Origin of the sequence: Paenibacillus sp. AK121, from assembly GCF_019042715.1 — a bacterium.
GTDB lineage: Bacteria > Bacillota > Bacilli > Paenibacillales > Paenibacillaceae > Paenibacillus > Paenibacillus polymyxa_C.
Map to the genome: position 1 here is coordinate 66,691 of NZ_JAHPJM010000013.1, position 22,946 is coordinate 89,636.

Sequence of the window (22,946 nt, forward strand, 5' to 3'; positions counted from 1 at the left end):
TGCCGTTTTTTATATATCATTTTATCTAAGTTAACCCTCATTTATTCTAGATAAATTTCGTTGAAAATTGAATCCTAAAAGGAGAGAACATATAATGAAACTTTCAGGAAATACAATACTAATTACGGGTGGAAGTACTGGAATAGGATTAGCTTTTGCAGAACGATTTTTAAAAGCTGGAAATAAAGTCATTGTTTCTGGACGACGTGAACATGTACTTCAAAAAGCGAAAGAGAAATTGCCTAGCCTTATTACTCATGTAAGTGATTTGAATATTGAATCCGAGCGTATAGCATTATCGGATTGGGTAACAACCAACTATCCAGAAGTAAATGTGTTAGTTAACAACGCCGGTATCCAACAACGCTTTAACGTTCTAAAAACGGATGCAAAAAACAATTGGGATTATTTCAGTAAAGAAATCACAACTAACATTGAAGCACCTTTCCATCTATCCATGCTGCTGGCTCCATATTTTGCAACAAAAGAAGAGGCGACTATCATTAATGTCACTTCTGGGTTAGCTTTTACGCCGTTTGTGATTGCTCCGATTTATTCAGCAACGAAAGCGGCACTTCATTCATTTACAATTAGCCTAAGACACCAACTTTCTGATACGTCTGTAGAGGTAATTGAAGTTGTCCCTCCGGCAGTGAATACAGATTTAGGTGGAGCAGGATTGCACACGCAAGGAGAACCATTAGATGACTTCGCAGATGGAATTTTCAAAGGATTAGAAGAAGGTAAAATAGAAATAGGATATGGTACTTCTGTGGCTCGCCTACGCATGTCACGAAATGAAGTCGACGAACACGTAGAAAATATGTATAAGGCAACGAAAAACTCAATAGAATAACTTGCTTAATGAGCCATCCTTTTGCGGGATGGCCCTTTCCTTTATTTCGCTTTTTATTGATTTACCTTGTAGAATTTGCTGGCACGTTATCATAATTCCCAAATCTCATTTCTCACGATTCGTCTTTATCGAAATAATCATCTGGCAAATGTAGTTCTCGCAAACAACCGATAAATTTTTCTTTGAAATTCGGATTTTTTTTATATTCCGGCCATACCGCCTTATAGTAAGGCAGCAACTTCTCATGTGGAATAATGCCCCAGTATAAAATCATGTTTTTCAGAACCTGCGGGTCGCCCCCTATCAACATCTGTTCAATGATCTGCCAGCTTCCCTGCTTGTTTTCGCAACTACGCGCGGCATAGATGGCAGTGGTCTGCATTTTCGGGTCGGCGTGACACAAGAAAGGCGCAAAATTTCGGAGCGTAATCTCACCGTAATCCTCTAAAATATATCCTGCATAACGCAACGTTTCCGGGTCATGAATCCTGTCAAGACTTTGCAAAATCACTGGAATAAATTCCGTTAAATTTGCTGTTTTACTGGAAGCGTGCAGAATCGTTAAAGCTTGCAGAAAATCCCTATGTTCATCCGATTGCAACAATTCCAGAAGATATTTTCTACCCTTGTCAAAAGAAGTTTTGCAGATTAGCCAAACAGCTGTGGTCCGATTTTTTGGGCTTTGCTCCGCAATGTTTTTCAAAAAACCAAGGGTTGGCTGGGCAACTTCCTTAAACTTGAACATTCCATCAAGCGCCTTTGCTTGGATTTCTTCGTTTGGAGCGCTCTGATACATCTGGATCAGTGCATTCTCATCACCCGGCATTCGACTGCCAAACCACCCGATATCATAATCCAAAATAATTTCATCCAGCCAGCGCTCGTACCAGTCCAGAAAGCTGTCTTCATAGACAAAGAAAAAGGGATGATCGGGATGAAAATCGGAGGTGTACACAATTCTCCCCCTGTATTTCCCTTCAAGTACGAGATACATGTCGTATTCGCAGCCTTGGGTACCTATGCACAACATGCCGCCCAGCACCTTATTACGGGCGTCATCGTATTCCTCATCAGGGATGTCCTCATCCTTGGTCAAGGGCTCAATCAGATGGTTCCATTCCTCTTTGGCCATCCCGGGATGCAGAACGGATTTTGCAAGGAGTGCCTGGTGCTCGGTATAGGAAGTTGCCTTTTCAATCGGATAAACTCCATAATAGGGTCCGGCGCCTCCGTTGCCGATGTTTGTTAAAAACTGCGCGTAATGCTCGGGTAGGGTGACTTGATTGTGGGCTTGCCAGTCCGCCAGCTCTTTTGCTGTAAGCTTCTCTTTAACCCTGTACTGATGTGAGGATGCTCCAAACACCGAGAAATCCTTGTCTTTGTGCATGGCCTGATTCAGTTTGTCTTTTATTCGATCCAGTTGCGTTTCTTTCTTCCCAAACCACATATCTGCACCCTCCAGTTGACTTAGCCAGCTTCCTTTATTTGCTTATCCAGCAATTTCATTCTTTATGGGTCTTACCTCTTTACATTGATATGTATCTTTAAGTAAGTTTTTATAATACGTTGGATACTGTTTAATTGAAGTATGAAAAGTGATCGCGCATAAAATGAGTTAACGTATCCTCCAAATTGTGATGCTGTTTCATATATTGGAATAAGATGGCCGAAGTGAGCACGATTTTAGAGTTCTCGATACTAATAGTCCATGAAGTTGGCTCCTCAGGATTATAACTAAATTCAGTTACGATGCCGTATGCTATAGTTTGTCAATCAATAGATAGTTTAAAATCAACAATCGTCTGTTCAGCCGTAACCTCATAGCCTAAACCCTTGTAAAGTTGTACAGCAGCTTGGTTCTCCTCCAGTACTCCCAGATAGACATCTGATGATAGCGTTCTGCCCAGTTTTGTAAGTTGGCTCGTCAAGTGCTTTGCTAGCCCTTTCCCTCTGTGAGCAGTGCTTGTATATATGTTTCCGAGCTCCACGAGCTTAGAATCATAAAAGTGAAAGCCACCTACGGCAATAAAATGACCACATTCCTTGATCCCAAGGAAAGGATATTGTTCGAGTTCGCTCCTCGTAAAAAATTTCATGCCCCCATTTCGTAATAAATCCACTATTTCTGGAACTTCGTTTTCCTTAACTAACTCAGCCAAGTTAGAATCAAGCAGTTTCGATTGATCCATATGTTTCATCGTTAAGAAACGTTGTGGGTTACCCGTTATGAGCCCATGAGACTGAAAAAGTTGTAGGTCACGATCACACAGGATTGTACCACAAACGGTATTTTTCTTAAGTTGAATGAGTTCCTCAGTAAAAGCAATAAGAGCTGAAAAGTTAAGTTTCTCTCGGTTTATGCAGTGGAAAGAAAACGCAGGGAAGGAGAGCCCGCAAAAGTATGCTAAGACCCCTGTCAGCTTGTCATCTACATATTGACCAACAAATTTAGCTTGCTCCTTACGTTGACTTAAATAGCTATAGAATAACAAGTGTTGGTCTCTATGAATCTGGTTCGTTAATTGATAAACAGTTTCGTCGCTAAGCAGTCGATGAGAAATCATGTATTAGTCCCTTTCATTCCCATGTGGGTAATATTCTTATAGGCATGATACCACAAATGGAAACGATCCTTCCCGCTTATCCCATGTAGCCTTAACAATCTTGAGTTATACGTTTCAAAACATATAAAGATTGTTTGCTATCGAAGTATAAAAATCCATAATTTAAGGATGATTTTCTCCGAAATTCATTGTATGGTTCCTGCCTCGCCTCTAATTTATGATGAAATTAAAGAGAGGTGAGGTCCTAAAAAATTAATGACAAATATTGAAAACGCATACAAATGAAGAAAGAATGCTTAAAAATGCAAGCTGGTCTTTCACCTGTCATCGATTACTTCAAAGTGTACTTAATATGCACACACTAATGAAAGCGTTTTCTGTAATATACGTTGCAGGTCAATCGAGGCGGTAACATCTACTAATTCAAGGAGTGAATAATATGCCAGATCCATGGAAAAGAAGGTCTTTCGGTATTCTCAGCTTTGTTCTCTTATCCTTTTTGTTGGTATCTCTCAATTTAATTCCAAGCTTAGCAAAAGCAGAATCAGCTCCCTTGGTCACCGGTGTTGAAGACCGAACGGTGATGAATGCAAGTCAAGATTTATCCACTAACGGCAATTCCTCTCCTATAGTCGTCAGCTCCAAAGATGCAATTCTTCAAGGTTACGGTGTAGAAAAACGGGATACACCCTATACCGGCGATACGCTTTATAAAGGCGATGGCTATGTATCCTTCTTTTATGACTATGACCCTAATTCCGGCAAGTCTGACGGGACGGCTACGTTTAAAGTGAACGTGCCTACAGCAGGTCTTTATAGGCTGAGCCTCGGCTACTACATTCCGGCGGACACTGGCTCCAAGGATACCAGCATCAAGGTCAATGGCACCATGGCTGAAAACATAACGCTGGCTACTCCTCCGAAAGGTGCGGCGGTGAACGAGAAAATGGTAACTAAGATCATGCTGAATGCTGGCACAAACGAGCTGACTTTTTCAAGAGGCTGGGGATATTACGGGATCGAGTATGTGAAGGTTGAATTCGCCAATCTGCCAGCTGCAATAAGCAAAATGGAAGCCGAAGACGGAGCCATTACTGGTGAGGTCAGCATCGAAGCTGCTGATACGGGTTATTCCGGTACCGGTTACGCAGCCTTTAAAGGCACAGGGTCGTTAACCTTTGCCTATAACGCAGCCTCAAGCGGGCTTTACAATCTTGCAATCGGTTACAGTAATCCCAATGGAGACAAAAAGACCCAATTGGTGGTCAATGGCCAGACCAGCGAAACATCACTCCCGACAACAGCAAGCTACACAGAGGTATCTGGCGGTAAACTGAGACTGAGTGCGGGAAACAATACCATACAGTTCAATGTCGATTCGGACCAATATCATATCGACTACGTCAAGCTGTCAGCAGTGTCCCCCCCGAAACTGCATCAGATTGAGAAAAAGCCAGTAAACCCGAATGCGACTGCGGAAACCAAGGCACTTATGGGTTATCTCGTCGATAGTTACGGCAGCAACATTCTTTCCGGTCAGCACACTCTTGAGGATGCCCAGTGGATTAAAGACCAAACTGGAAAGTATCCTGCCATATTATCAACGGACATGATGGATTATTCCCCCTCTCGCATCGAACATGGCGCCACCTCAACTGAAGTGGAAAAGGCGATTCAATGGGCCAAAGAAGGTGGAATTGTCACATTCGCATGGCACTGGAATGCTCCTAAGGGACTGCATGATATTCCCGGCAAAGAATGGTGGCGCGGGTTTTACACGGACGCTACTACATTCGACGTTCAATATGCGCTTACTCATCCCGAGTCGGAAGAGTATCAGCTTATCCTACGGGATATCGATGCTATTGCTGCTCAGTTGAAACGCCTCCAAGACGCTCACGTTCCGGTGCTGTGGAGACCGCTGCACGAGGCGGAAGGCAAATGGTTCTGGTGGGGCGCCCAAGGGCCAGACTCCGCCAAGCAACTGTACCATATCATGTACGACCGCCTAACAAACTACCATCACCTGAACAACCTGATCTGGGTATGGAACTCCGAGAGCCCCGAGTGGTATCCGGGAGACGATGTCGTCGATATTGTAAGTGTGGATATCTACAACCAGGCGGCTAATTATAGCCCAAGTATCGGCAAGTATGACAGCTTGGTGAATCTCGTGCAAGGCAAGAAGCTGGTTGGTCTGTCCGAAAACGGCCCGATTGGCGATCCTGAATTACTTCAAACATATTCAGCACATTGGCTCTTTTTCACCACATGGACAGGCGACTTCATCCGCAACGGACAATATAACTCCCTGGATCATCTCATAAAAGTGTTCAACAGCGATTACGTGATTACGAGGGATGAGCTTCCCCAAGACCTATTTACTTCGTCCAAGAATGAAGCGGAGTAAGGCACTCTTAACGTATCCGTAACTGTACCGGCCCATCCAGCACCATGAAGCAGCGTAGAAGCCTGTCTCTAAAGATCAGCGGCCACCTCAGAAAGTAACCGGGGTGGCCGCTTTTGATTTATAACCTGAACGAATGCAGTCTATCGCAAACCTTAATGAAAAAGGACCGTCTCCTCTCCAATTGGAAAGTGGAAACGGCCCCGTTCTTTTATGCGAAACGAGTTAGTTAGTGGACCACAGCTTAATTCGGTCTTGGATATGCTTGGTAAAGGATTGTTCCATTTCTTGTACTCCGGCTTTCTCCAGTTCTGCCATATAGGCATCCCAAACCTTGTCGAAGTTTTCCGGCTTGGTCATGACAGCTTCCGGAATCCGTTTCCATGTAATATCCTTCATCTTGGCTCCGAGAATAACAGCCGGATCGTCATTGGGAAGAGGCATCGTATACGCTGCTCCATATGCTCTCGGTTGGAATTCATCTTCCTTCGGGAATAGATCCTTCCAGTGCTCAATCTTATAGGCCTTTAGAACTTCCTTCTCCGACTTGTTATAAGTCGCTGTCAGCAGTTCCGGATAACTACGAGTAAAATAGTTGCCAGTCGAGTCCTTGATGCCATCACCATAATGGACCATCAAGTTCCAATATAGACCGATTCCGGACTCTTTTTGGAAAGCCGCATTGTCATTGTTCATCCGTTCAAGTACAGCCGGAATAATCGTCCGTTTGCCGTCTTTAACCGTGTAATGCTTGCCTTCAATCCCCCAATTATTCAGGACTTGACCCTCTTCCGATGCCAGAAAGTCGAGGAACTGGATGGCACGTACCGGGTCCTTACACTTGCTAGAGATCGAGATTCCGTATCCCCCATCAAAACCAGGCAGCCAGAAGTTGGTGTCCTTATATTCCTTGCTCATGGTGACTGGATAATGACCGTAAGTCTGATCGAATTTGCCCTCCGCTTTTAGTGCATTTTGTCCGTCGCCATAGTCCCACTCTGGATCAGCCAAGCCCAGTACGCGGCCTGAAGCTACCTTCGCCTTAAACTGGTCTGTCTTCTGTACGAAGCTTTCTGGGTCCAGCAATCCAATGGCATTCATGTGATTCAACCAGCGGAAATATTCTTTTTCTTCCGGCCGGCGGAAATGATAAGTCGCTTGGTGTGTTTTTTGATCGATGAAGTATTCGCCGTCGTCTGGTCCCCCGGTCGTTTGGAAGCCTGAATTCGTTACCTGGTACATATGCCAATCGTCGGCATTTAGGGACAGTCCGATATTTTTGTTGCCATTTTCGTCCGTCGGATGCTTGGTGATATAGTCCTTAATGACTTTTTCAAAATCCTGTACCGTACGAATGTCCGGGTATCCCGCTTCCTTGACGACACGGTGTTGGAGTTTAAATCCTACGTCGGGTTTGATTTTTTCCTCTTCGACAGCAGACCAGGTCGGAATAACATAGATGGATTGATCATCCAAACTGTACTTCGTCCGAACAAGCTTGTCTCCCAGCATTTTTTTGATATTCGGTGCATGCTTGTCGATCAAATCCGTCAGATCAATAATTGCACCAGCATCGACAAGTTTGCCGACATCCGCCTTAGCAGCGATTAAATCAGGATAGTTTCCTGTGGCTGCAATCAATGAAATCTTTTGGACCGGGTCTCCGACAGCGAATTCAGCATCTAGGGTTACTCCGGTTTTTTCAGCGATGACCTTACCGACTTCATCCTTCATGTTATTCCAATTTGTACTGGAGTCTTCCGAAAAATAAGTAAGCGTGATGTCGCCTGTTGTTACGGCCTTGGTAGCCTCAGACGGATTATTACCACTACACCCTGCAAGGGTCGCCACTAAAGTTAGTGACATTACAAAAGATACGATCATTCTATTTTTTCTTGACTTCATGGAGCTAAACCTCCCCTTATAATGAATGTTGCCTCGTTTTAGCTTTTTACCGCTCCAAGCGTCATACCTTTAACAAAATATTTTTGCAGAAAAGGATAGACGATTAGAATCGGTACGGTAACAATGATGGTGATTGCCATTTTGACGGATTCCGGCGAAACCTGTGCCATACGCTCCGCCATATTGGCAGCGTCCTGGGAATTGGTTGCGCTTGTTGTCGTACTTTGCAAAATTTTCATCAATTCATATTGCAGGGTCGTCAACGATTCGTTGGACCCATTAAACAGATAAGTATCGAACCAAGAGTTCCATTGTCCAACCGCCAAGAAGAGCGCTACGGTCGCTAATGCTGGTTTGCAAAGAGGAAGAATAACGCGCCAGTAGATCGTGAAATCGTTGGCACCGTCCAGCTTAGCTGATTCCTGTAACGCATAAGGCAGACCATCAATGAAGGAACGAATAATGAAGACGTTAAACGCACTTACAAGGCCCGGTAAAATATAGACGGCAAATGTATCAATTAAATGCAATTCCTTCATCAGGATAAAACCTGGAATTAACCCTCCGGAAACATACATGGTAACAGCAAGAAAAATTGAGATGAACCTTCTGGCTTGAAAATCACTTCGTGCAAGCGTATAGGCAAGCATCGAGCCGCTGACCAAGCCCGCTACGGTGCCAATGACGGTCCGCAGAAAGGAGATTTTGAATCCAGTGATTAACCCCTCATAGGTGAAAATCAAATCGTAATTTTTCAAAGTAAATTGCCTTGGCCAGATGGTGATTCCACCTCTAATGGTGTCCACCGAATCGTTAAAAGAGATAGCCAGCACATTTAAGAACGGGTAGATCGTCAGAACGGTTACCACAATCATGAAAACATAAACAACTACCTCTAGGATTCGGTCTTGTGGTGATTTAGACTTAAGCTTGTTATTTAATCCGCTGACCGGCGTAGTGCTTTTGACAGCCTCCATGTCTATTCTCCTCCTTACATAATGCTCTCGTTGGTATAGCGCTTAAAGATTCCGTTAGCCGCAAACAATAGGACCAGGCTTATCACCGAATTGAAGATATTAATGGCCGTCCCGAAAGAGTAGCGTCCCATCGCCAGACCATAATTAAGCGCATACAAATCAAGTACTTCAGAGTAATCGATGACCAGGTGATTGCCGAGCAGAAATTGCTTCTCGAATCCCGTACCGAGCAGATGGCCAATAGACATAATCAGGAGAATAATAATGGTCGGCCGGATCCCCGGCAGCGTAATATGCCACATTTGCTGGAATCGGCTAGCGCCGTCCACCCGTGCAGCCTCGTATAATTCAGGACCAATACCGGCGATGGCAGCCAGATAAATAATAGCGTTCCAACCGGTTTCCTTCCAGATGTCTCCGAAAGTTACAACCCACCAAAATAATTTACCTTGAGCCATAAACTGGACTGGCTGATCGATGATGCCTAGACCCATGAGCATATCGTTTACGACACCGCCATCCGCTGAAAGCATTTTGGTGACAATGCCTGCAGCAACCACCCATGAAACAAAGTGCGGCAGATAAGATACAGTCTGAACAAATCGTTTTACAACCTGAATACGGACCTCGTTGAGCAACAGAGCAAAGACAACCGGTACAATAAAACCAGCGACCAGTCCCATAAGACTCATAGCCAACGTGTTCCGCAGTACTTGGTAAAAATGATCATCTTGGAACAAAGTACGAAAATGCTCCAAGCCCACCCACTTCTGTTCAAAAAAACTCAAACCGGGTCTGTATTTCTGAAATGCCATTGTCCAGCCCCATAGCGGCAAATACTGAAAGATGAAGACCCAGATCACAAACGGAATGGACATATAATAAAGATACCTTTGGCTTTTAAATACCTTCCAAGCATTCCGCTTTGGTTTGTTGTATACGTTTTCCGAATTCGCTGTTACCGCTTTCATTTTTTCATCCCCTCTCTTAAATCCATCATAAAACAGAGGAGAGTCAGAGCCCATACAACGGATTTCGGGAAAAATCATCCACAAATTATGGATTTCTATATTCCGACGGTGAACAGCCTTCGTACCTTTTGAACTTGCTGTAAAAGTAGTTAACACTTGTATAGCCGACGCTTTCAGCGACTTCGTAAACTTTCATTCCCTGGTCCAGCAACTCCTTTGCCTTGTGGATACGGACTCTGTCCAGATAGGTGTTAAAGTACTCCCCAGTCTTGTTCTTGAATAGCTGACCCAAATAGGCAGTACTATAGTTTAGTAGTCCAGCCAGCGTTTCCAGCTTCAGGTTGTCTGTATAATGACTGTGAATGAAGTCGATCATTTTTTTGAATTCCTGCTCCTTTCCACGAGGTTCGGAGTCTTTCGCCAAAGCTAGCAGGAAACGGTAGGTCTCTTCCAAAAGATCATGTAAATGATCATGCTGGTATATCCCATTCAAAAAACGGGAAACTTCCTCCGTCTCTTTCAACTCGATACAGAAACCCGCGGTCAGCTTGTGAATGACCGCATTGGACAGAAAGAAGAACGACTCTTTGATCGACTTCTCATCTTGCCCCTGTTGGAGAAAAAATGCTGCCGCCTCGTTCAACAATGGAAGTATTACAGTCTGGTTCCCTACTTCCAGACTGTAATACAGGCGGAAGATGAATTCCTCCATCGTTTCTTCAGCTTTATCAGCAGATAATCGGGGGGAATCCAGCGCAGGAGAAAAGAAAGGATACGGACCTAGCAGTCGGTTCTTCTCACTGAAAAAGGATTGTTTTACCGCTTCCTGGGCCTTTAAAAAAGATTTACAAATATCTTCAGGAGCAGATACTGCCCCTCCGGTTGCAGCGACGAACCTAACATTACCCGCAGCATTACGAATCTCATTGTGCAGAATTTCACGCCGTTCTCTTCCGCGCAGCGGCGCGTTGAGCAACAGGACTGTATACGGTGGGATTACTGTGACAAGCCCCATCATCTGCCCCTCGATCTTTGCCTTTAATCCATTCGAAAGCTGGTATGCGACATCGGAACGGTCTACTTCGGAAACACGCGGGTAGACGACCACGACTTCGTAGCTGGTCCACAACAAATCCGCTTCTATTGCTTTACTTCTCAACTTGGCGGGATCTTCAGTTTTCTCTTGAGGGACGAGCAGACTGTGCAGGTATAAATCGCGATTAATAACCTCTCTCTTACGCCACTCCTCTTGAAGGCGCTCCTCTTCGATTCGCTCGCGTATCCGTTTTATACTGGACGTCATTTCATCAATGTCGACCGGTTTAAGGAGATAGCCGAACACCCCGTATTTAATCGCTTGCTTGGCATACTCGAAGTCGGCATATCCACTGAGGATTATAAAATGCAAATGATGACCACCGGATCTCAAGTGCTCAATCAACTGTAAGCCATCCATAACCGGCATGCGGATATCGACAATTACGACATCAGGAGCTTTTTCCTCGATGACTTCCAATGCTTCTTTTCCATTGGCTGCCGTAGCTGTAACGATACATCCGAGGCTTTCCCATGGAATCAGTGTTTGAAGCCCTTGACGAAGCTTCGGTTCATCGTCAACAATGACTACCTTAATCATTTGGTTTCACCTCCAGGTATGAAAAACTGAATACAAGTGCCTTTTCCAGGCTCGCTCTCAATATGTAAGGCACTAGAGGTCCCATATAGTAAGACGAGACGATCATTTACGTTTCGTAGTCCAATTCGCTGGACCTCCTGTTCATGTACAGATGCAGCAAGCTCCGCTTGTACAAGGACGAGACGATCGTCCGTGAAACCGGCGCCGTTGTCACATACTATAACTCGAACCCCCTCCGGGATTTTCTTAACTTTCACTTCAATGACAGCTCCCTCTGCTTGATTATCCAGACCGTGTACAATAGAATTCTCCACCAATGGTTGAATAATCAGAGGTGGAACCAGTGTTTCCTCCAAATCCGGATCAACCATTAAGCGATACTCCAAACGGTCTTCATACCGGAATTTTTGAAGATCAAGATAACAGCACACTTGCTCAAGCTCTTTACGCAGTGGAATCTTGTCGTTACCGGCCTCCAGACTGCTGCGCAACAACGCGCTCAACTGCCATACGGCTTTAGCGATATCGTCCTGTTGGCGAATGTGGGCCTCCATTCTAATGGACTCTAGAGAATTGAAGAGAAAATGCGGGTTGATCTGGCTTGCCAGCATTTTGAACTTGATCTCGTTCTGTCTCTGCTCCACCAGGTTTTTCTGACGATTCGTTTCTTGAACCTCCTGGACCAAATGGTTTACGTTACTGACGAGCGCGTTAAATTCCCTCGATAGTAGACCAACTTCATCTTTTCCGTCGATATGGAGATAGGTTTCCCACGAGCCCGCTCCTACTTGGGTCATATGCTTGCTCAAGCGGAGAAGCCTTCTGGATAATAGCGAAGCAGAAGCATAGATAAGTAAGGCTGCAAATATTAGACTAGCTGTGATCACGACTCCGCCGAGCCATATCACTTGATTAGCATCTCGGGTAATTTCAGAAACGGTAAAAACGGAAATAATGCGAAGTCCATTCCAGCTGTTCTGTGGAGTTAGATTTGCGATCACCACTTTCGATGCTTTTCCGTTAATGAGTGTGTTGTAACTTCCTTCCTGTTGGAAAAGTATATTTTCGTCGACATGAATTTCAGAAAGATTCTTCCCAAACAACTCTGCTTCATTGGACGCGACAATCTGATTCCGGTTATCTACGATCAAGGTAGGGAATGATTCCTGATTCAGGATTGAATTTAATTGGCGCTGGTTCACATTTATGACCAGAACCCCTTTGTGCCCTGGTGAATTTACTGAGAATGATCGAATCAGGCTGAGATAATCGGCATTGTACCTCTCATCCTTAATTAAATTCCAGCCAACCAATCCTTTCTGCTCTATGGCCTCCTTGTACCAACCTGCGGTTGTGATTCTTTCGTCCGGCTGGATAAATTCCCAATTATTAAGTGCTCCAGGATTAGGGACATAGACACGAATGCCGGATATCTCTTTGTACAATTGGAGGTAGTCACGAATACCTGTATACTCCCGGTAAGCCTGAATGACTTCGATGTAGCTGTCATACTTTTGGCTGGCCACCATTTTCATCCGATTGTCATTGGTTAGCCGATACGAGATGTCCAGCGGCACTTTAATCAGTTCTTCTGTACGATTTTGGACCCGCTCGACATTGTTGGATGCTTGCATAAAGGCGTCCTTAATGACGGACTCTCGAAGCTTCCCTGTCAGAAACAGGCCGCATAACAGCAAGGGAAGAACAGCTACCGAAATGAATGTAAGCGTCATCTTCTTTCTCAGTTTCATGTCATTCATCATTCGTATAAAAAACATGGCTTGTCCTCCCCAATCAGTACGCTGATGCGCGCAAAATGCCCCTTTTATACAAAAAAGGGGCATAACTCCATCGATTGTTTTTCTCTCTTTTGGCAATTGTACTGTTGTTCTGATCCTTAAGCCTTGTTGGACCTTAATGCCCGAAGCCTGAACCATCCACTTTCATAGTCTTTCTGTCTGTAGACAAGAGGGAGGCCCAACTTCATAAGCCGATCCCCCCCATGGATAGACTTTTGCCCGCTATTTCCTGACTGAACTTCATATTCGAGCTCTGGATTTAGTCCATCAAGACGCAGGGCTCGCCAAGGCGCGTTCGGAACAGCCATCACTTGGAAATAGTAGACGATGGCATCCTCTTGGTCTTCAGAAACAAACATCCAAGCCGATTCGTTATCTTCAAACGGGCTCTTTAGGCGATACAAGTCACCCTTCTGTACTAAGCCACGTATCTGCTTATATACTGCGATTTGGCGTTTGACCGTCTCTTTTTCCTCATCGGTGAATTTCGTGAGATCAAGCTCATATCCAAAATTTCCGGACATGGCCACATCACCTCGAAAATCAAGGGGGGTTATGCGTCCAACTTGATGGTTCGGAACTGCTGACACATGCGCTCCGGTGGCGCTTACAGGATAGACAAGGCTAGTTCCATATTGAATCTTCAGGCGTTCCACCGCATCGGTATTATCACTAGTCCAGACTTGAGGCATGTAGTAAAGCATGCCTGGGTCAAAGCGTCCTCCGCCACTTGAACAGCTCTCGAAAAGAATATGCGGGAAATCGGTAGTGACGCGCTCCAGCAGCTCATACAATCCAAGAACATAGCGATGGGCAGTCTCAGATTGGCGCTCCGGCGGCAGTTCGGCGGAACCAATTTCCGTCAGACAGCGATTCATATCCCATTTCACGTACGAGACTGGGGCGCTGGAGAAAATGGCAGCTAGCGAATCGTAGATGTAATCGCGTACTTCCTTGCGAGTATAGTCCAGCACCAGCTGCCATCTGGCTTCGCTGCGCCGCCGTCCTGGAACGTGTAGGCACCAATCTGGATGCTTCCGGTACAGCTCACTGTCTGGGGAGATCATCTCCGGCTCGAACCAGAGCCCGAATTTAAGCCCCAATTGATTGATACGTTTCGCGACATCAGCCAGTCCGTCTGGCAGCTTCCGACGATCCTCGTACCAATCACCGAGAGACGAATTGTCAGAATCCCGTTTTCCGAACCAACCGTCATCCAAGACAAAAAGTTCGATGCCTAGCTCTGCCCCCTCTTTCGCTATCGATACCAGCTTATCTGCATTGAAGTCAAAATAGGTAGCTTCCCAGTTATTGACTAGAATAGGGCGTTCTTCATCCCGATATGTCCCTCGGCAAAGCCGAGTTCGATACAAGCGATGATATGTACGCGACATTTCTCCCAGTCCTTGACCAGAGTATACCATAACGGCTTCTGGCGTTTGGAAGCTCTCCCCTGGGCTCAGTAACCATGAAAAGTCAAAGGAGTTTACACCAATGCTAAACCGGGTAGAGCCAAATGAATCTAATTCCGCGCCAGCCTCAAAGCCCCCGCTGTACACAAGGCTAAAGCCGAATGCCTCACCATGGCGTTCTGTTGTCTCCTGCGTGACCAATGCAGTAAAAGGATTAAGTTGGTGACTGCTCATGCCCCTTTTACTATCAATTCGGGTTTCACCTTGAAGGATCGGTTTGCGGGTAATATTCCCTTCCCGTGCCCATGCTCCCGAAAGATACATGAACTCTAAATCGCTTTTCCCTGAGAAATCGACACTGGCACTTAGCGCACGGAGGAGTCGAAGACTTTGTTCCCCCTCATTACTTAGACGAGCCGAACGAGCGATTACGTTTCGATCCGCAAAAACAGTATAAAGAAGAACCACTTTAAGACCTGAAAAGGCATCTTTTAATTCCAGTTCCAACGTATCCGCTTCAGCTTCATTCTCGGTATATACGGCCGGAAGGCCAGGTAGAGATGGCTTTCCCTTAATAATCCGGTAACCATCGTACTTTAATTCCGTGATGCGAGTTCCATCCTCCAGCTCTACTTGATACGCCGGGGTACGGAAGTCTCCACTTCCATACTGTGGGTATTCTTGCGGCAGCCGATCCAATCCAGCCGTCGTAGGAGTGTGAAGCAAAAGATCAGCCATGGGCTCACGGTGCTTCAACCTGTCTCCCCAGTATACATGCACAGGAAATCCATCGACAATCTGAATAATATAACTCATGCCCGACGACTGCAAATGAAACAGCCCCGGTTGCTCTTGAACAATGATAGCCATTGGGAAAAATAACCCCTCTCTTAGATAATAATCATCAGAGATCCACACCAAAAAGGCACTTAGAAGAATCTTTATGTAGCAGGCGTCAACTAAGTTCATATGGTGTAAAGCTTGATAAGATCCAACAATATAGCAGTAGGTTCTACAGAAATCATATATTAATTTTAGATATGAAGTACATGGCATGGTGCTCACTATTTATGTTATAATGCTTGATAATTTACATAAGGAGATTTTACCGTGATCGAGTATTTGCCACGTAGTAAACAGCACTCTGAATTGTATCTAACTCAGTTTGGCATAGAGAAATGCATACCCAGTCACTTTTTTGGACCTGCTATAAGAGATCACTATTTGCTCCATTATGTTTTGGACGGAGAGGGTACCTTCGAGGTTGGCGGGTTCAGTTATCGCTTGCGGAAAGGACAGTGGTTTCTAATCTGCCCGCAAGTCATCACTTATTATCAAGCCGATGCCGTAAATCCCTGGTCTTATTGCTGGTTTGGCTTTAATGGGACACTGGCAGAAACACTCCTCAAGCAAGCAAGCCTGACGATGACGTCCCCAATCCTCTACTTTGAAGGAGACCATTTGATTTATCAGTATTTGCAGCAAATGAACGAATCAAGTGGATGCCTTAAAGCTCGGGAAACTAGATTGACCGGGCTGCTTTACTTAATGTTATCGGAGCTTATAGAGTTCAGTCCGGCAGCGTCCTCCGAACAAAAAGAAGGTCGGGCAGAAATTTACGTTGAAAAAGTGAAGGATTTTATTGAAATGAATTATGCTCAGAAAATTACCATTGAGCATATTGCACATTTTATCGGTCTCAATCGAAGCTATTTATGTTCATTATTCAAACAACGAGTAAACACAAGCATTCAAGATTATTTGATTCGCTATAGAATCAATAAAGCCTGTGAAATGATGGGGAACGCCGAACTTTCGATAGGCGATATTTCCCGTTCAGTCGGCTATAATGATCCTTTGCTCTTCTCCAAAATTTTTAAAAAGGTAAAGGGATTCTCTCCCAAGCATTACCGAGCCGAAACCCATGCTCAAATCTAAAACGACTATTGAAATTACAAGTAGAAGCCTCTAACGAACAAAAGAGGTCAACCAGAAAACTGGCTGACCTCTTTTATTTATTTTGCGGTTTGCCCTTCCAAATAAGAAACAGGTTCTTTAACCTCTACTTTGGTGCCCCCAAATTCATCCTTAATGTATTTTTGGGTATCCTCGTTATGATAGAGATCTGCTAATTTTTGTAGTCCCTTATCGTTTGCCTTATCCGATGAAGTAACCAGGACGTTAATATTGTTCTTTGTTGCCTGACTGATCTCTTCGTGGAACAAGGAATCCTTCAGTACGTTCAGACCGCCTTCTAAAGCAATCGTGTTCCCGATCAACACCAAGCCTACATCCTGAATCACGCGCGGACCTGTTTTGTCGTCGATTAGTTCAAATTTCAGGTTTTTAGGATTACTAGTAATATCATTGACTGTACCTAAAGCATCATTAAAGTCAGCTTTAAGCTTAATTAAACCGGATGCTTCCAACAGCTTCAAACCTCTTGCTGTATTCGCCGGGTTGTCCGCCAAAGCCACCAACGCTCCGTCAGTCACTTCATCGATGCTTTTGAACTTTTGCGAATAAATCCCCATCGGCTCCAGGTAGGTAGTGGCTATCGCCTTCAAATCGGCTTTGCTCTCTTTGTTATAGCTCACCAGATACGCCCATGATTGGAATGCATTCACGTCCACATCGCCTTGTCTAGTCGCATTGTTCGTTTCGATCCCACCGTTAATTTCCTTTACTTCAATATCCAGCTTGGCATCCTTGGCGGCCTGGGATTGGGCAATATGCTTCCAAATCTGCGCGTCAGATCCCATGGAACCAATGACTACTTTTTGCGTTTCCGCACCGGAAGCGGAGCTGGAGCCATTACTGTCTGTGCTTTTATTACCGCATCCTGCGGCTACGAGTAATAAACTAATCCCTAATAGTAAAACGAACGATTTTTTCATGTTGTTTTCCCCCAGATCATGCTAGTATGCTAGTGCATCGTCATTCCACCTGTAACATTAATCGCTTGTCCTGTCATATATGCGGAGAGCGGACTTGCCAGAAACAACACCACATTGGCGACATCCTCTACCTCAGCCGTTCTCCCCAAAGGTACCTGCGAACAATCTTCTTCATATATATCCTGGGCGGTCATTCCGCGAATAACGCCCCCTTCAATCCGCTCGCGATGCTTCATCGGCGTTTCTACGATACCTGGACAAACCGCATTTACCAAAATTTGATGCGGAGCAAGCTCAATGGCCATCACCTTGGTCAAGCCGAGAACCGCATGTTTGGATGCACAATATCCGCCCATGGCCCGATATCCATTTTTACCAGCCTGCGAAGCAATTTGGATAATTCGCCCCGGTTTACGCGCATCCACCATTTCCTTGGCAAATCGTTTGGACGCTACATACAACCCAGTTGAATTGATCGAAAATACTTTTTCCCAATCAGCCAACTCACTATCAATGACATAATCCATCGTAGAAGTACCTGCGCAGTTCACCAAGATGTCAGGAACTCCCGTTTCGCTGATTAGCAGATTGCACCATCTTTCGATATCATCCGGTTTGGATATGTCCAATTGAGTTTCAACCAGCTGTGAATTGACCACTCTATACGGCTCTTCATAAGAAATATCAGCAGAAATGACTTTAGCTCCACTCTGAATGAACAGCTCTACAATCCCCTTGCCTATACCTGACTTGCCGCCTGTCACTACTGCTGTCTGATGAGATAGGTCTATTGAAATCATAGATTTTAAAATACTCTTTTGAAAGGATCGCGGCTAATGCCAGCCTCCAACACAATCTTCACATATTCCTGTGCTGAAAAAAGAGAATGATCCTTATAGTTCCCGCATTCCAAAGCAGTAACAGCCGGAACCTCTGTCGTTTCCAGAATTCTTTTCAAGGTTTTTTCCAAAGCAAGTGCAATTTCCTCAGGCTCGTGTTCATTCCATAAAATCAAGTAGAATCCCGTTCTGCAGCCCATAGGAGAAATATCAATAATGCCTTTGATTTCGTCTCTCAGATACGTTGCCAATAAATGCTCCAGCGTATGTACAGCTGCTGTTGGCAGTGCGTCTTCATTCGGTTGCAGAAATCTCAAGTCATACTTTTGTACCGTGCTTCCTTTTTCATCATGCTCTACTCCTGCTGCTCTTACATAAGGAGCCTTTACAATCGTGTGGTCTAATTGGAAGCTTTCTACTTTTGCCATTTTTCTCATCCTCATTTTCTGTAATTTTTATTTTTAGTCTAATGACGACTACTCAACATTTGTGCTATTTTTTTAAAATTTAATGCTTTAAATCAGCATTTTTGCAATTATACATCGGATTACTCGGTTTTACCACTATAATTATTATTTTATTTCTCATTTCTTTGTCCGTTTCTCCTTTGCCTGTACGTTTTGACATAGTGTACAATATATACGGTAATCCATCTTTACGAAATAGATCGAGGACATCGTAAGCCTCATTTAGGAGAATGCTCTGTGAATGAACCGGATTGGAAGCACTTGAATGCTGTCCCTTTGCCCTTGCAGGAATTTCAGCTACAGCTGGACCAGAACAGTGTTGACGCCAAGCAACTAGAGGAATGGAAAAAAATCCCCGTCCTTTATCAACTAGCTCTGGAGGAATTAAAGAACAAAATTAAGCTGATCCAAACGGAATGGAAGCTGATAGATGGTTTTAGCCCGATTGAGCACATTAAAACCCGGATCAAAGAACCCCACAGCATTGTGGAAAAAGTTCGGCGCAAAGGGCATGAGGTCACCCTGGACAATATATTGCGTGAAATTCATGATATCGCAGGCATGCGCGTGGTATGTGCTTTTGTCAAAGATATCTATCGTCTGATGGATCACCTCCGCACACGGGAAGACATTCGCATACTGGAGGTCAAGGACTATATTGCCCATCCTAAGCCCAACGGCTATCAGAGCCTACATGTTATTGTGGAAATTCCACTGATTCTGTTTGAGGGCACACGCTGGATTAAGGTCGAAATTCAATTGCGCACATTGGCTATGGATTTTTGGGCCAGTATGGAGCATATTTTGTACTATAAGTTTGATAAGAAAGTGCCCGAACATGTCGTTAACGGATTGACCGAAGCTGCACGTGCAACCTACGAACTGGATCAGAAAATGCTCAAGCTGCGCGGGGAAATTTTATCGCTTAGCGAGGAACAGGATGTGGAAGAGGCCCCGGTCAAACGAGCCGAGGAGTCAGCTTTGAAGGCACTTTCCCTCCCCGCAGATCACGCCACTTCTCGGTCGCAGACGTGCTAGGCATACAGCCACAGGATAACTAAATCATTCATTCTAGGCTGTTCCCCCTCGTGCTGGAACTTAGGAACTTATGTAAAATGTATAAATAAAGAGCCGTCAACACCACTATGATCATGGTTTTGACGGCTCTTTTACACTTTTTTTCAATCAAATCAAATATTACTGCTTCTCATGAATCTCTGTGCTGATTTTCTCAACGATGTCCGCAATGCTGAATGACCCCAGATCGCCTTCACCCCGTTTGCGCACGGCTACAGTACCGGTTGTTTTTTCATTTTCCCCGATAACGAACATGTATGGAACCTTCTCCAATTGCGCTTCACGGATTTTATAACCGAGCTTCTCATTCCGAGTATCCACTTCGACGCGCAGACCCGCTTTCAGCAACGCTTCCTGCACCTCATTGGCAGTCTCAATATAGTTCTCGGATACAGGCAACAGCTTCGCATGAACAGGAGCCAGCCACAATGGGAATGCACCTGTAAAATGCTCAGTCAGGATGCCCATGAAGCGGTCAATTGAACCGTAGATAGCACGGTGAATAACGACCGGACGGTGCTTCTGGTTATCCTCGCCCACATAAGTGAGGTCGAATTTTTCAGGCATTTGGAAGTCCAATTGGATCGTTCCGCACTGCCAGCTGCGTTTGAGCGCATCGAGAATGTGGAAGTCAATTTTCGGACCGTAAAATGCTCCATCTCCCGCATTAATACGGTAGTTGATGCCCAGGTGATCTAGCACGTTTTGCAGAGCTTGTTCCGCTTGATCCCACAGCGCTGGCTCGCCCATAAAGTCATCTGGACGTGTGGACAATTCCACTGTGAAGTCAAAGCCAAACACACTATACATTTCGTTAATCAGCTTGATTACGTCCGTAATCTCTTTTTCAATCTGACCTGGTGTAACGAAAATATGCGCATCATCCTGACAGAATGTACGAACACGCATCATACCGTTCAGCGCGCCGGACAGCTCATGACGATGCACTTGTCCAAATTCGGATATACGAATCGGCAGATCGCGGTAAGAATGAAGTTCATTTTTAAATACAAGCATATGCCCTGGGCAGTTCATCGGTTTCAGAGCAAATGTAGTTTCATCTACTTCGGAGAAGTACATGTTTTCCTTGTAATGCTCATAGTGTCCCGATTGTTCCCACAGACGGTTGTTCATCATCAGCGGTGTACGTACTTCCTCATAGCCATGCAAACGTTGAATGTCACGGGAATAATCTTCGAGCGCAGTACGCACAACCATACCTTTAGGCAGGTAGAACGGCATACCAGGTGCTTCTTCGGAGAACATGAACAGCTCGAGCTCTTTACCCAGCTTGCGATGGTCGCGTTTTTTTGCTTCCTCCAGCAAGTGCAAATGCTCATCCAGTTGTGCTTTTTTAGGGAATGCTGTTCCGTAGATACGTTGCAGCATCTTGTTGTTGGAATCGCCTCTCCAGTATGCACCCGCTACACTTAACAGTTTGAAAGCTTTGATACGGCCAGTGGACGGCAGATGCGGGCCACGACACAGGTCAAAAAATTCGCCTTGATCATAAATCGTAATTTCCGCTTCTTCTGGCAAATCACGGATCAGTTCCAGCTTCAATGGATCTTCCAGTTCACCAAAAATACGAGTGGCTTCCTCACGGCTAACCACACGACGTGTAATCGGCAGATTTTCCTGCGTGATCTTCGCCATTTCCTTTTCGATCTTCGCCAGATCGTCAACGGACAACGGGTTTTCGATGTCAATGTCATAATAGAAGCCGCTGTCAATGACTGGACCAATACCAAGCTTCACATTTTTCTCACCATAAATGCGTTTGAGCGCCTGTGCCAGCAAATGCGCTGTGCTGTGACGGTAAATTTCCAGACCATCTGCACTGTCCAGCGTAACAATTTCAAGGTCAACGTTCTGATCCAAAACGGTGTTCAGATCGACAGCCTTCCCGTTCACTTTACCTGCTACTGCGTTTTTTTTCAGCCCGGAGCTGATCGAACCCGCCACGTCGGCGATAGTTACGCCCTGCTCGTACTCACGTACGGCTCCATCCGGCAATTTCACTTGAATACTCACGATTAAAGCCTCCATTTCAAATTGTGTGCTATATCAAAATTGAACGCAAAAAAACGCCTCTCTCCCTCAAGGGACGAGTGCGTTCAGCTCGTGGTTCCACCCTAGTTCGGCCCGCTACTGTACATACATTCATGTTCATCCAAACATGCTCATGCACGACCTGCGTGGCCCTCCATTGGTATCCGTTAACGGGGATAAATCGGTGGGCGCTTACTGATGTCACTGCCAGCTTGCACAGCTACACGTTCAACGTCACGGCTACAAAGGGGTAACTTCACATGCGGTTGCCGGAAAAGCTCTCAGCCTCGTCTTTTCTCTCTGAACGGCCCTTCAAGGAAATCATGTCTTTGGTCAATGCCTTGAATATTACTATATGCTACAGCATTATAGATCAAATTTGCAGGTATTTCAAGTGGACGTTTATGTAAGTTTCTGTCTTATTTATCATCCAGCTATGAAGACGAATAAGCCTATATTTACACCCCACTAAAAACACTGTAGAATATTTCTCATATAGACGATACCGTACAGAAAGAAGGCGAAAGAGATACCTAAGATCATTGTCACAGAAGAACAATGGATTCAAAAAGGAATGGAACGTTTTGAACAGGGCGGAATTGATCAACTCATTGTTGAAAAAATGGCTACTGCTTTAGGGTGCAGTAAGAGCAGTTTTTATTGGTATTTTACCAATCGCAGCAGCTATATTAGACAAATTGTAGAGACATGGAAGGCACAGACGACACAACAGGTGATGACCGCGTCCATCACCCATGCGACCGCAGATGAGCGGATTAGAGAGGTGCTAACCCAGATGTTCGGCAAGACGAAACGGGGAGATTTTCTGTTTTATCTGCGCAAGCTGTCATTGAAGGATGATAGTTACCATGCCCTACTCAATGAAGTGGAACAGATGAGAATGGAGTTTATGAAAGAACTTTTAATCCAAAAGGGAATGCAGCCAGAGAAAGCCTCTCAGAGGTCATGGATGTTGTACCATTACTATTTGGGTTGGTATGAGCGTCACAAGCAAGAGACGTTAAGTGACGAAGCGATCCAGCAGCATATTCATATGATTTGGACAGAGTGGATTTCAAATTAAGGG

17 protein-coding genes are annotated in these 22,946 nt (G+C 44.9%); 5 read left to right on the forward strand and 12 right to left on the reverse strand.

The genetic code is table 11. From position 1 onward, the window contains the following. Window positions 1–94: 94 nt before the first annotated feature. Window positions 95–856: an SDR family oxidoreductase gene (locus tag KSP24_RS20480; RefSeq protein WP_064964304.1), complete on the forward strand. Its 762-nt coding sequence runs from the start codon at window positions 95–97 to the stop codon at window positions 854–856. A gap of 112 nt (window positions 857–968) precedes the next feature. Here the strand turns inward: KSP24_RS20480 and KSP24_RS20485 are convergent, their stop codons facing one another. Continuing rightward, entirely contained in the window at window positions 969–2,303 is a 1,335-nt protein-coding gene (locus tag KSP24_RS20485; RefSeq protein WP_216976456.1) for an SMI1/KNR4 family protein, read from the reverse strand. A 322-nt stretch (window positions 2,304–2,625) separates the two neighbouring features. Beyond that, window positions 2,626–3,420, reverse strand: coding sequence for a GNAT family N-acetyltransferase (locus KSP24_RS20490; protein ID WP_064964302.1), 795 nt, complete (start codon window positions 3,418–3,420; stop codon window positions 2,626–2,628). Between the two features lie 439 nt (window positions 3,421–3,859). Between KSP24_RS20490 and KSP24_RS20495 the strand changes: the two genes are divergently transcribed. Continuing rightward, on the forward strand, window positions 3,860–5,830 hold the full coding sequence (locus KSP24_RS20495; protein WP_064964301.1) for a glycosyl hydrolase: 1,971 nt from the start codon (window positions 3,860–3,862) through the stop codon (window positions 5,828–5,830). A gap of 222 nt (window positions 5,831–6,052) precedes the next feature. Here the strand turns inward: KSP24_RS20495 and KSP24_RS20500 are convergent, their stop codons facing one another. The 6 genes from KSP24_RS20500 to KSP24_RS20525 all read right to left on the reverse strand — a co-directional run bounded on the left by KSP24_RS20500 (window position 6,053) and on the right by KSP24_RS20525 (window position 15,397). Then, a complete protein-coding gene (locus tag KSP24_RS20500; protein WP_013369218.1) occupies window positions 6,053–7,732 on the reverse strand; it encodes an ABC transporter substrate-binding protein in 1,680 nt (559 codons plus the stop codon). Between the two features lie 38 nt (window positions 7,733–7,770). Beyond that, window positions 7,771–8,709: a carbohydrate ABC transporter permease gene (locus KSP24_RS20505; RefSeq protein WP_013369217.1), complete on the reverse strand. Its 939-nt coding sequence runs from the start codon at window positions 8,707–8,709 to the stop codon at window positions 7,771–7,773. Window positions 8,710–8,723: 14 nt separating this feature from the next. Next, window positions 8,724–9,680, reverse strand: coding sequence for an ABC transporter permease (locus KSP24_RS20510; protein ID WP_014599436.1), 957 nt, complete (start codon window positions 9,678–9,680; stop codon window positions 8,724–8,726). Window positions 9,681–9,765: 85 nt separating this feature from the next. Continuing rightward, window positions 9,766–11,316: a response regulator transcription factor gene (locus KSP24_RS20515; RefSeq protein ID WP_040102230.1), complete on the reverse strand. Its 1,551-nt coding sequence runs from the start codon at window positions 11,314–11,316 to the stop codon at window positions 9,766–9,768. Then, a complete protein-coding gene (locus KSP24_RS20520; RefSeq protein WP_216976457.1) occupies window positions 11,313–13,094 on the reverse strand; it encodes a sensor histidine kinase in 1,782 nt (593 codons plus the stop codon). Before KSP24_RS20520 ends, KSP24_RS20515 begins: the two co-directional genes overlap by 4 nt. A 119-nt stretch (window positions 13,095–13,213) precedes the next feature. Next, entirely contained in the window at window positions 13,214–15,397 is a 2,184-nt protein-coding gene (locus KSP24_RS20525) for an alpha-galactosidase (protein WP_013369213.1), read from the reverse strand. A gap of 240 nt (window positions 15,398–15,637) precedes the next feature. On the opposite strand from KSP24_RS20525, the gene KSP24_RS20530 reads away from it, so the two are divergent. Beyond that, window positions 15,638–16,465 carry an AraC family transcriptional regulator gene (locus KSP24_RS20530; protein WP_216976459.1) on the forward strand — a complete coding sequence of 276 codons (828 nt, stop codon included), beginning with the start codon at window positions 15,638–15,640 and terminating at the stop codon, window positions 16,463–16,465. Window positions 16,466–16,542: 77 nt separating this feature from the next. Here KSP24_RS20530 and KSP24_RS20535 read toward each other — a convergent pair whose 3' ends face one another. From KSP24_RS20535 to KSP24_RS20545, 3 genes are read right to left on the reverse strand one after another with little or no spacing between them, the layout of a single operon-like run. Further along, window positions 16,543–17,424, reverse strand: a complete 882-nt coding sequence (locus KSP24_RS20535) for a MetQ/NlpA family ABC transporter substrate-binding protein (protein ID WP_013369211.1) — start codon at window positions 17,422–17,424, stop codon at window positions 16,543–16,545. 29 nt (window positions 17,425–17,453) lie between these two features. Then, complete coding sequence (locus tag KSP24_RS20540) at window positions 17,454–18,224, reverse strand: SDR family NAD(P)-dependent oxidoreductase (protein WP_013369210.1); 771 nt, start codon at window positions 18,222–18,224, stop codon at window positions 17,454–17,456. Window positions 18,225–18,229: 5 nt separating this feature from the next. Then, window positions 18,230–18,691, reverse strand: a complete 462-nt coding sequence (locus KSP24_RS20545) for an S-ribosylhomocysteine lyase (protein ID WP_013369209.1) — start codon at window positions 18,689–18,691, stop codon at window positions 18,230–18,232. Between the two features lie 276 nt (window positions 18,692–18,967). Between KSP24_RS20545 and KSP24_RS20550 the strand changes: the two genes are divergently transcribed. Next, a complete protein-coding gene (locus tag KSP24_RS20550) occupies window positions 18,968–19,768 on the forward strand; it encodes a GTP pyrophosphokinase (RefSeq protein ID WP_013369207.1) in 801 nt (266 codons plus the stop codon). 159 nt (window positions 19,769–19,927) lie between these two features. Here KSP24_RS20550 and thrS read toward each other — a convergent pair whose 3' ends face one another. Next, window positions 19,928–21,841, reverse strand: a complete 1,914-nt coding sequence (gene thrS / locus KSP24_RS20555) for a threonine--tRNA ligase (RefSeq protein ID WP_137077749.1) — start codon at window positions 21,839–21,841, stop codon at window positions 19,928–19,930. A gap of 592 nt (window positions 21,842–22,433) precedes the next feature. On the opposite strand from thrS, the gene KSP24_RS20560 reads away from it, so the two are divergent. Further along, window positions 22,434–22,943: a TetR/AcrR family transcriptional regulator gene (locus KSP24_RS20560; protein ID WP_254207910.1), complete on the forward strand. Its 510-nt coding sequence runs from the start codon at window positions 22,434–22,436 to the stop codon at window positions 22,941–22,943. Window positions 22,944–22,946: the final 3 nt, after the last annotated feature.

Excerpts from the sequence above, each read along its gene's own strand:
- KSP24_RS20480 (WP_064964304.1), top strand. The coding sequence starts at position 95 with ATGAAACTTTCAGGAAATACAATACTAATTACGGGTGGAAGTACTGGA.
- KSP24_RS20525 (WP_013369213.1), bottom strand. The coding sequence starts at position 15,397 with ATGGCTATCATTGTTCAAGAGCAACCGGGGCTGTTTCATTTGCAGTCG.
- KSP24_RS20540 (WP_013369210.1), bottom strand. The coding sequence starts at position 18,224 with ATGATTTCAATAGACCTATCTCATCAGACAGCAGTAGTGACAGGCGGC.
- KSP24_RS20560 (WP_254207910.1), top strand. The coding sequence starts at position 22,434 with ATGGAACGTTTTGAACAGGGCGGAATTGATCAACTCATTGTTGAAAAA.
- KSP24_RS20485 (WP_216976456.1), bottom strand. The coding sequence starts at position 2,303 with ATGTGGTTTGGGAAGAAAGAAACGCAACTGGATCGAATAAAAGACAAA.
- KSP24_RS20500 (WP_013369218.1), bottom strand. The coding sequence starts at position 7,732 with ATGAAGTCAAGAAAAAATAGAATGATCGTATCTTTTGTAATGTCACTA.
- KSP24_RS20545 (WP_013369209.1), bottom strand. The coding sequence starts at position 18,691 with ATGGCAAAAGTAGAAAGCTTCCAATTAGACCACACGATTGTAAAGGCT.
- KSP24_RS20495 (WP_064964301.1), top strand. The coding sequence starts at position 3,860 with ATGCCAGATCCATGGAAAAGAAGGTCTTTCGGTATTCTCAGCTTTGTT.
- KSP24_RS20515 (WP_040102230.1), bottom strand. The coding sequence starts at position 11,316 with ATGATTAAGGTAGTCATTGTTGACGATGAACCGAAGCTTCGTCAAGGG.
- KSP24_RS20520 (WP_216976457.1), bottom strand. The coding sequence starts at position 13,094 with ATGTTTTTTATACGAATGATGAATGACATGAAACTGAGAAAGAAGATG.
- KSP24_RS20535 (WP_013369211.1), bottom strand. The coding sequence starts at position 17,424 with ATGAAAAAATCGTTCGTTTTACTATTAGGGATTAGTTTATTACTCGTA.
- KSP24_RS20490 (WP_064964302.1), bottom strand. The coding sequence starts at position 3,420 with ATGATTTCTCATCGACTGCTTAGCGACGAAACTGTTTATCAATTAACG.
- KSP24_RS20510 (WP_014599436.1), bottom strand. The coding sequence starts at position 9,680 with ATGAAAGCGGTAACAGCGAATTCGGAAAACGTATACAACAAACCAAAG.
- KSP24_RS20505 (WP_013369217.1), bottom strand. The coding sequence starts at position 8,709 with ATGGAGGCTGTCAAAAGCACTACGCCGGTCAGCGGATTAAATAACAAG.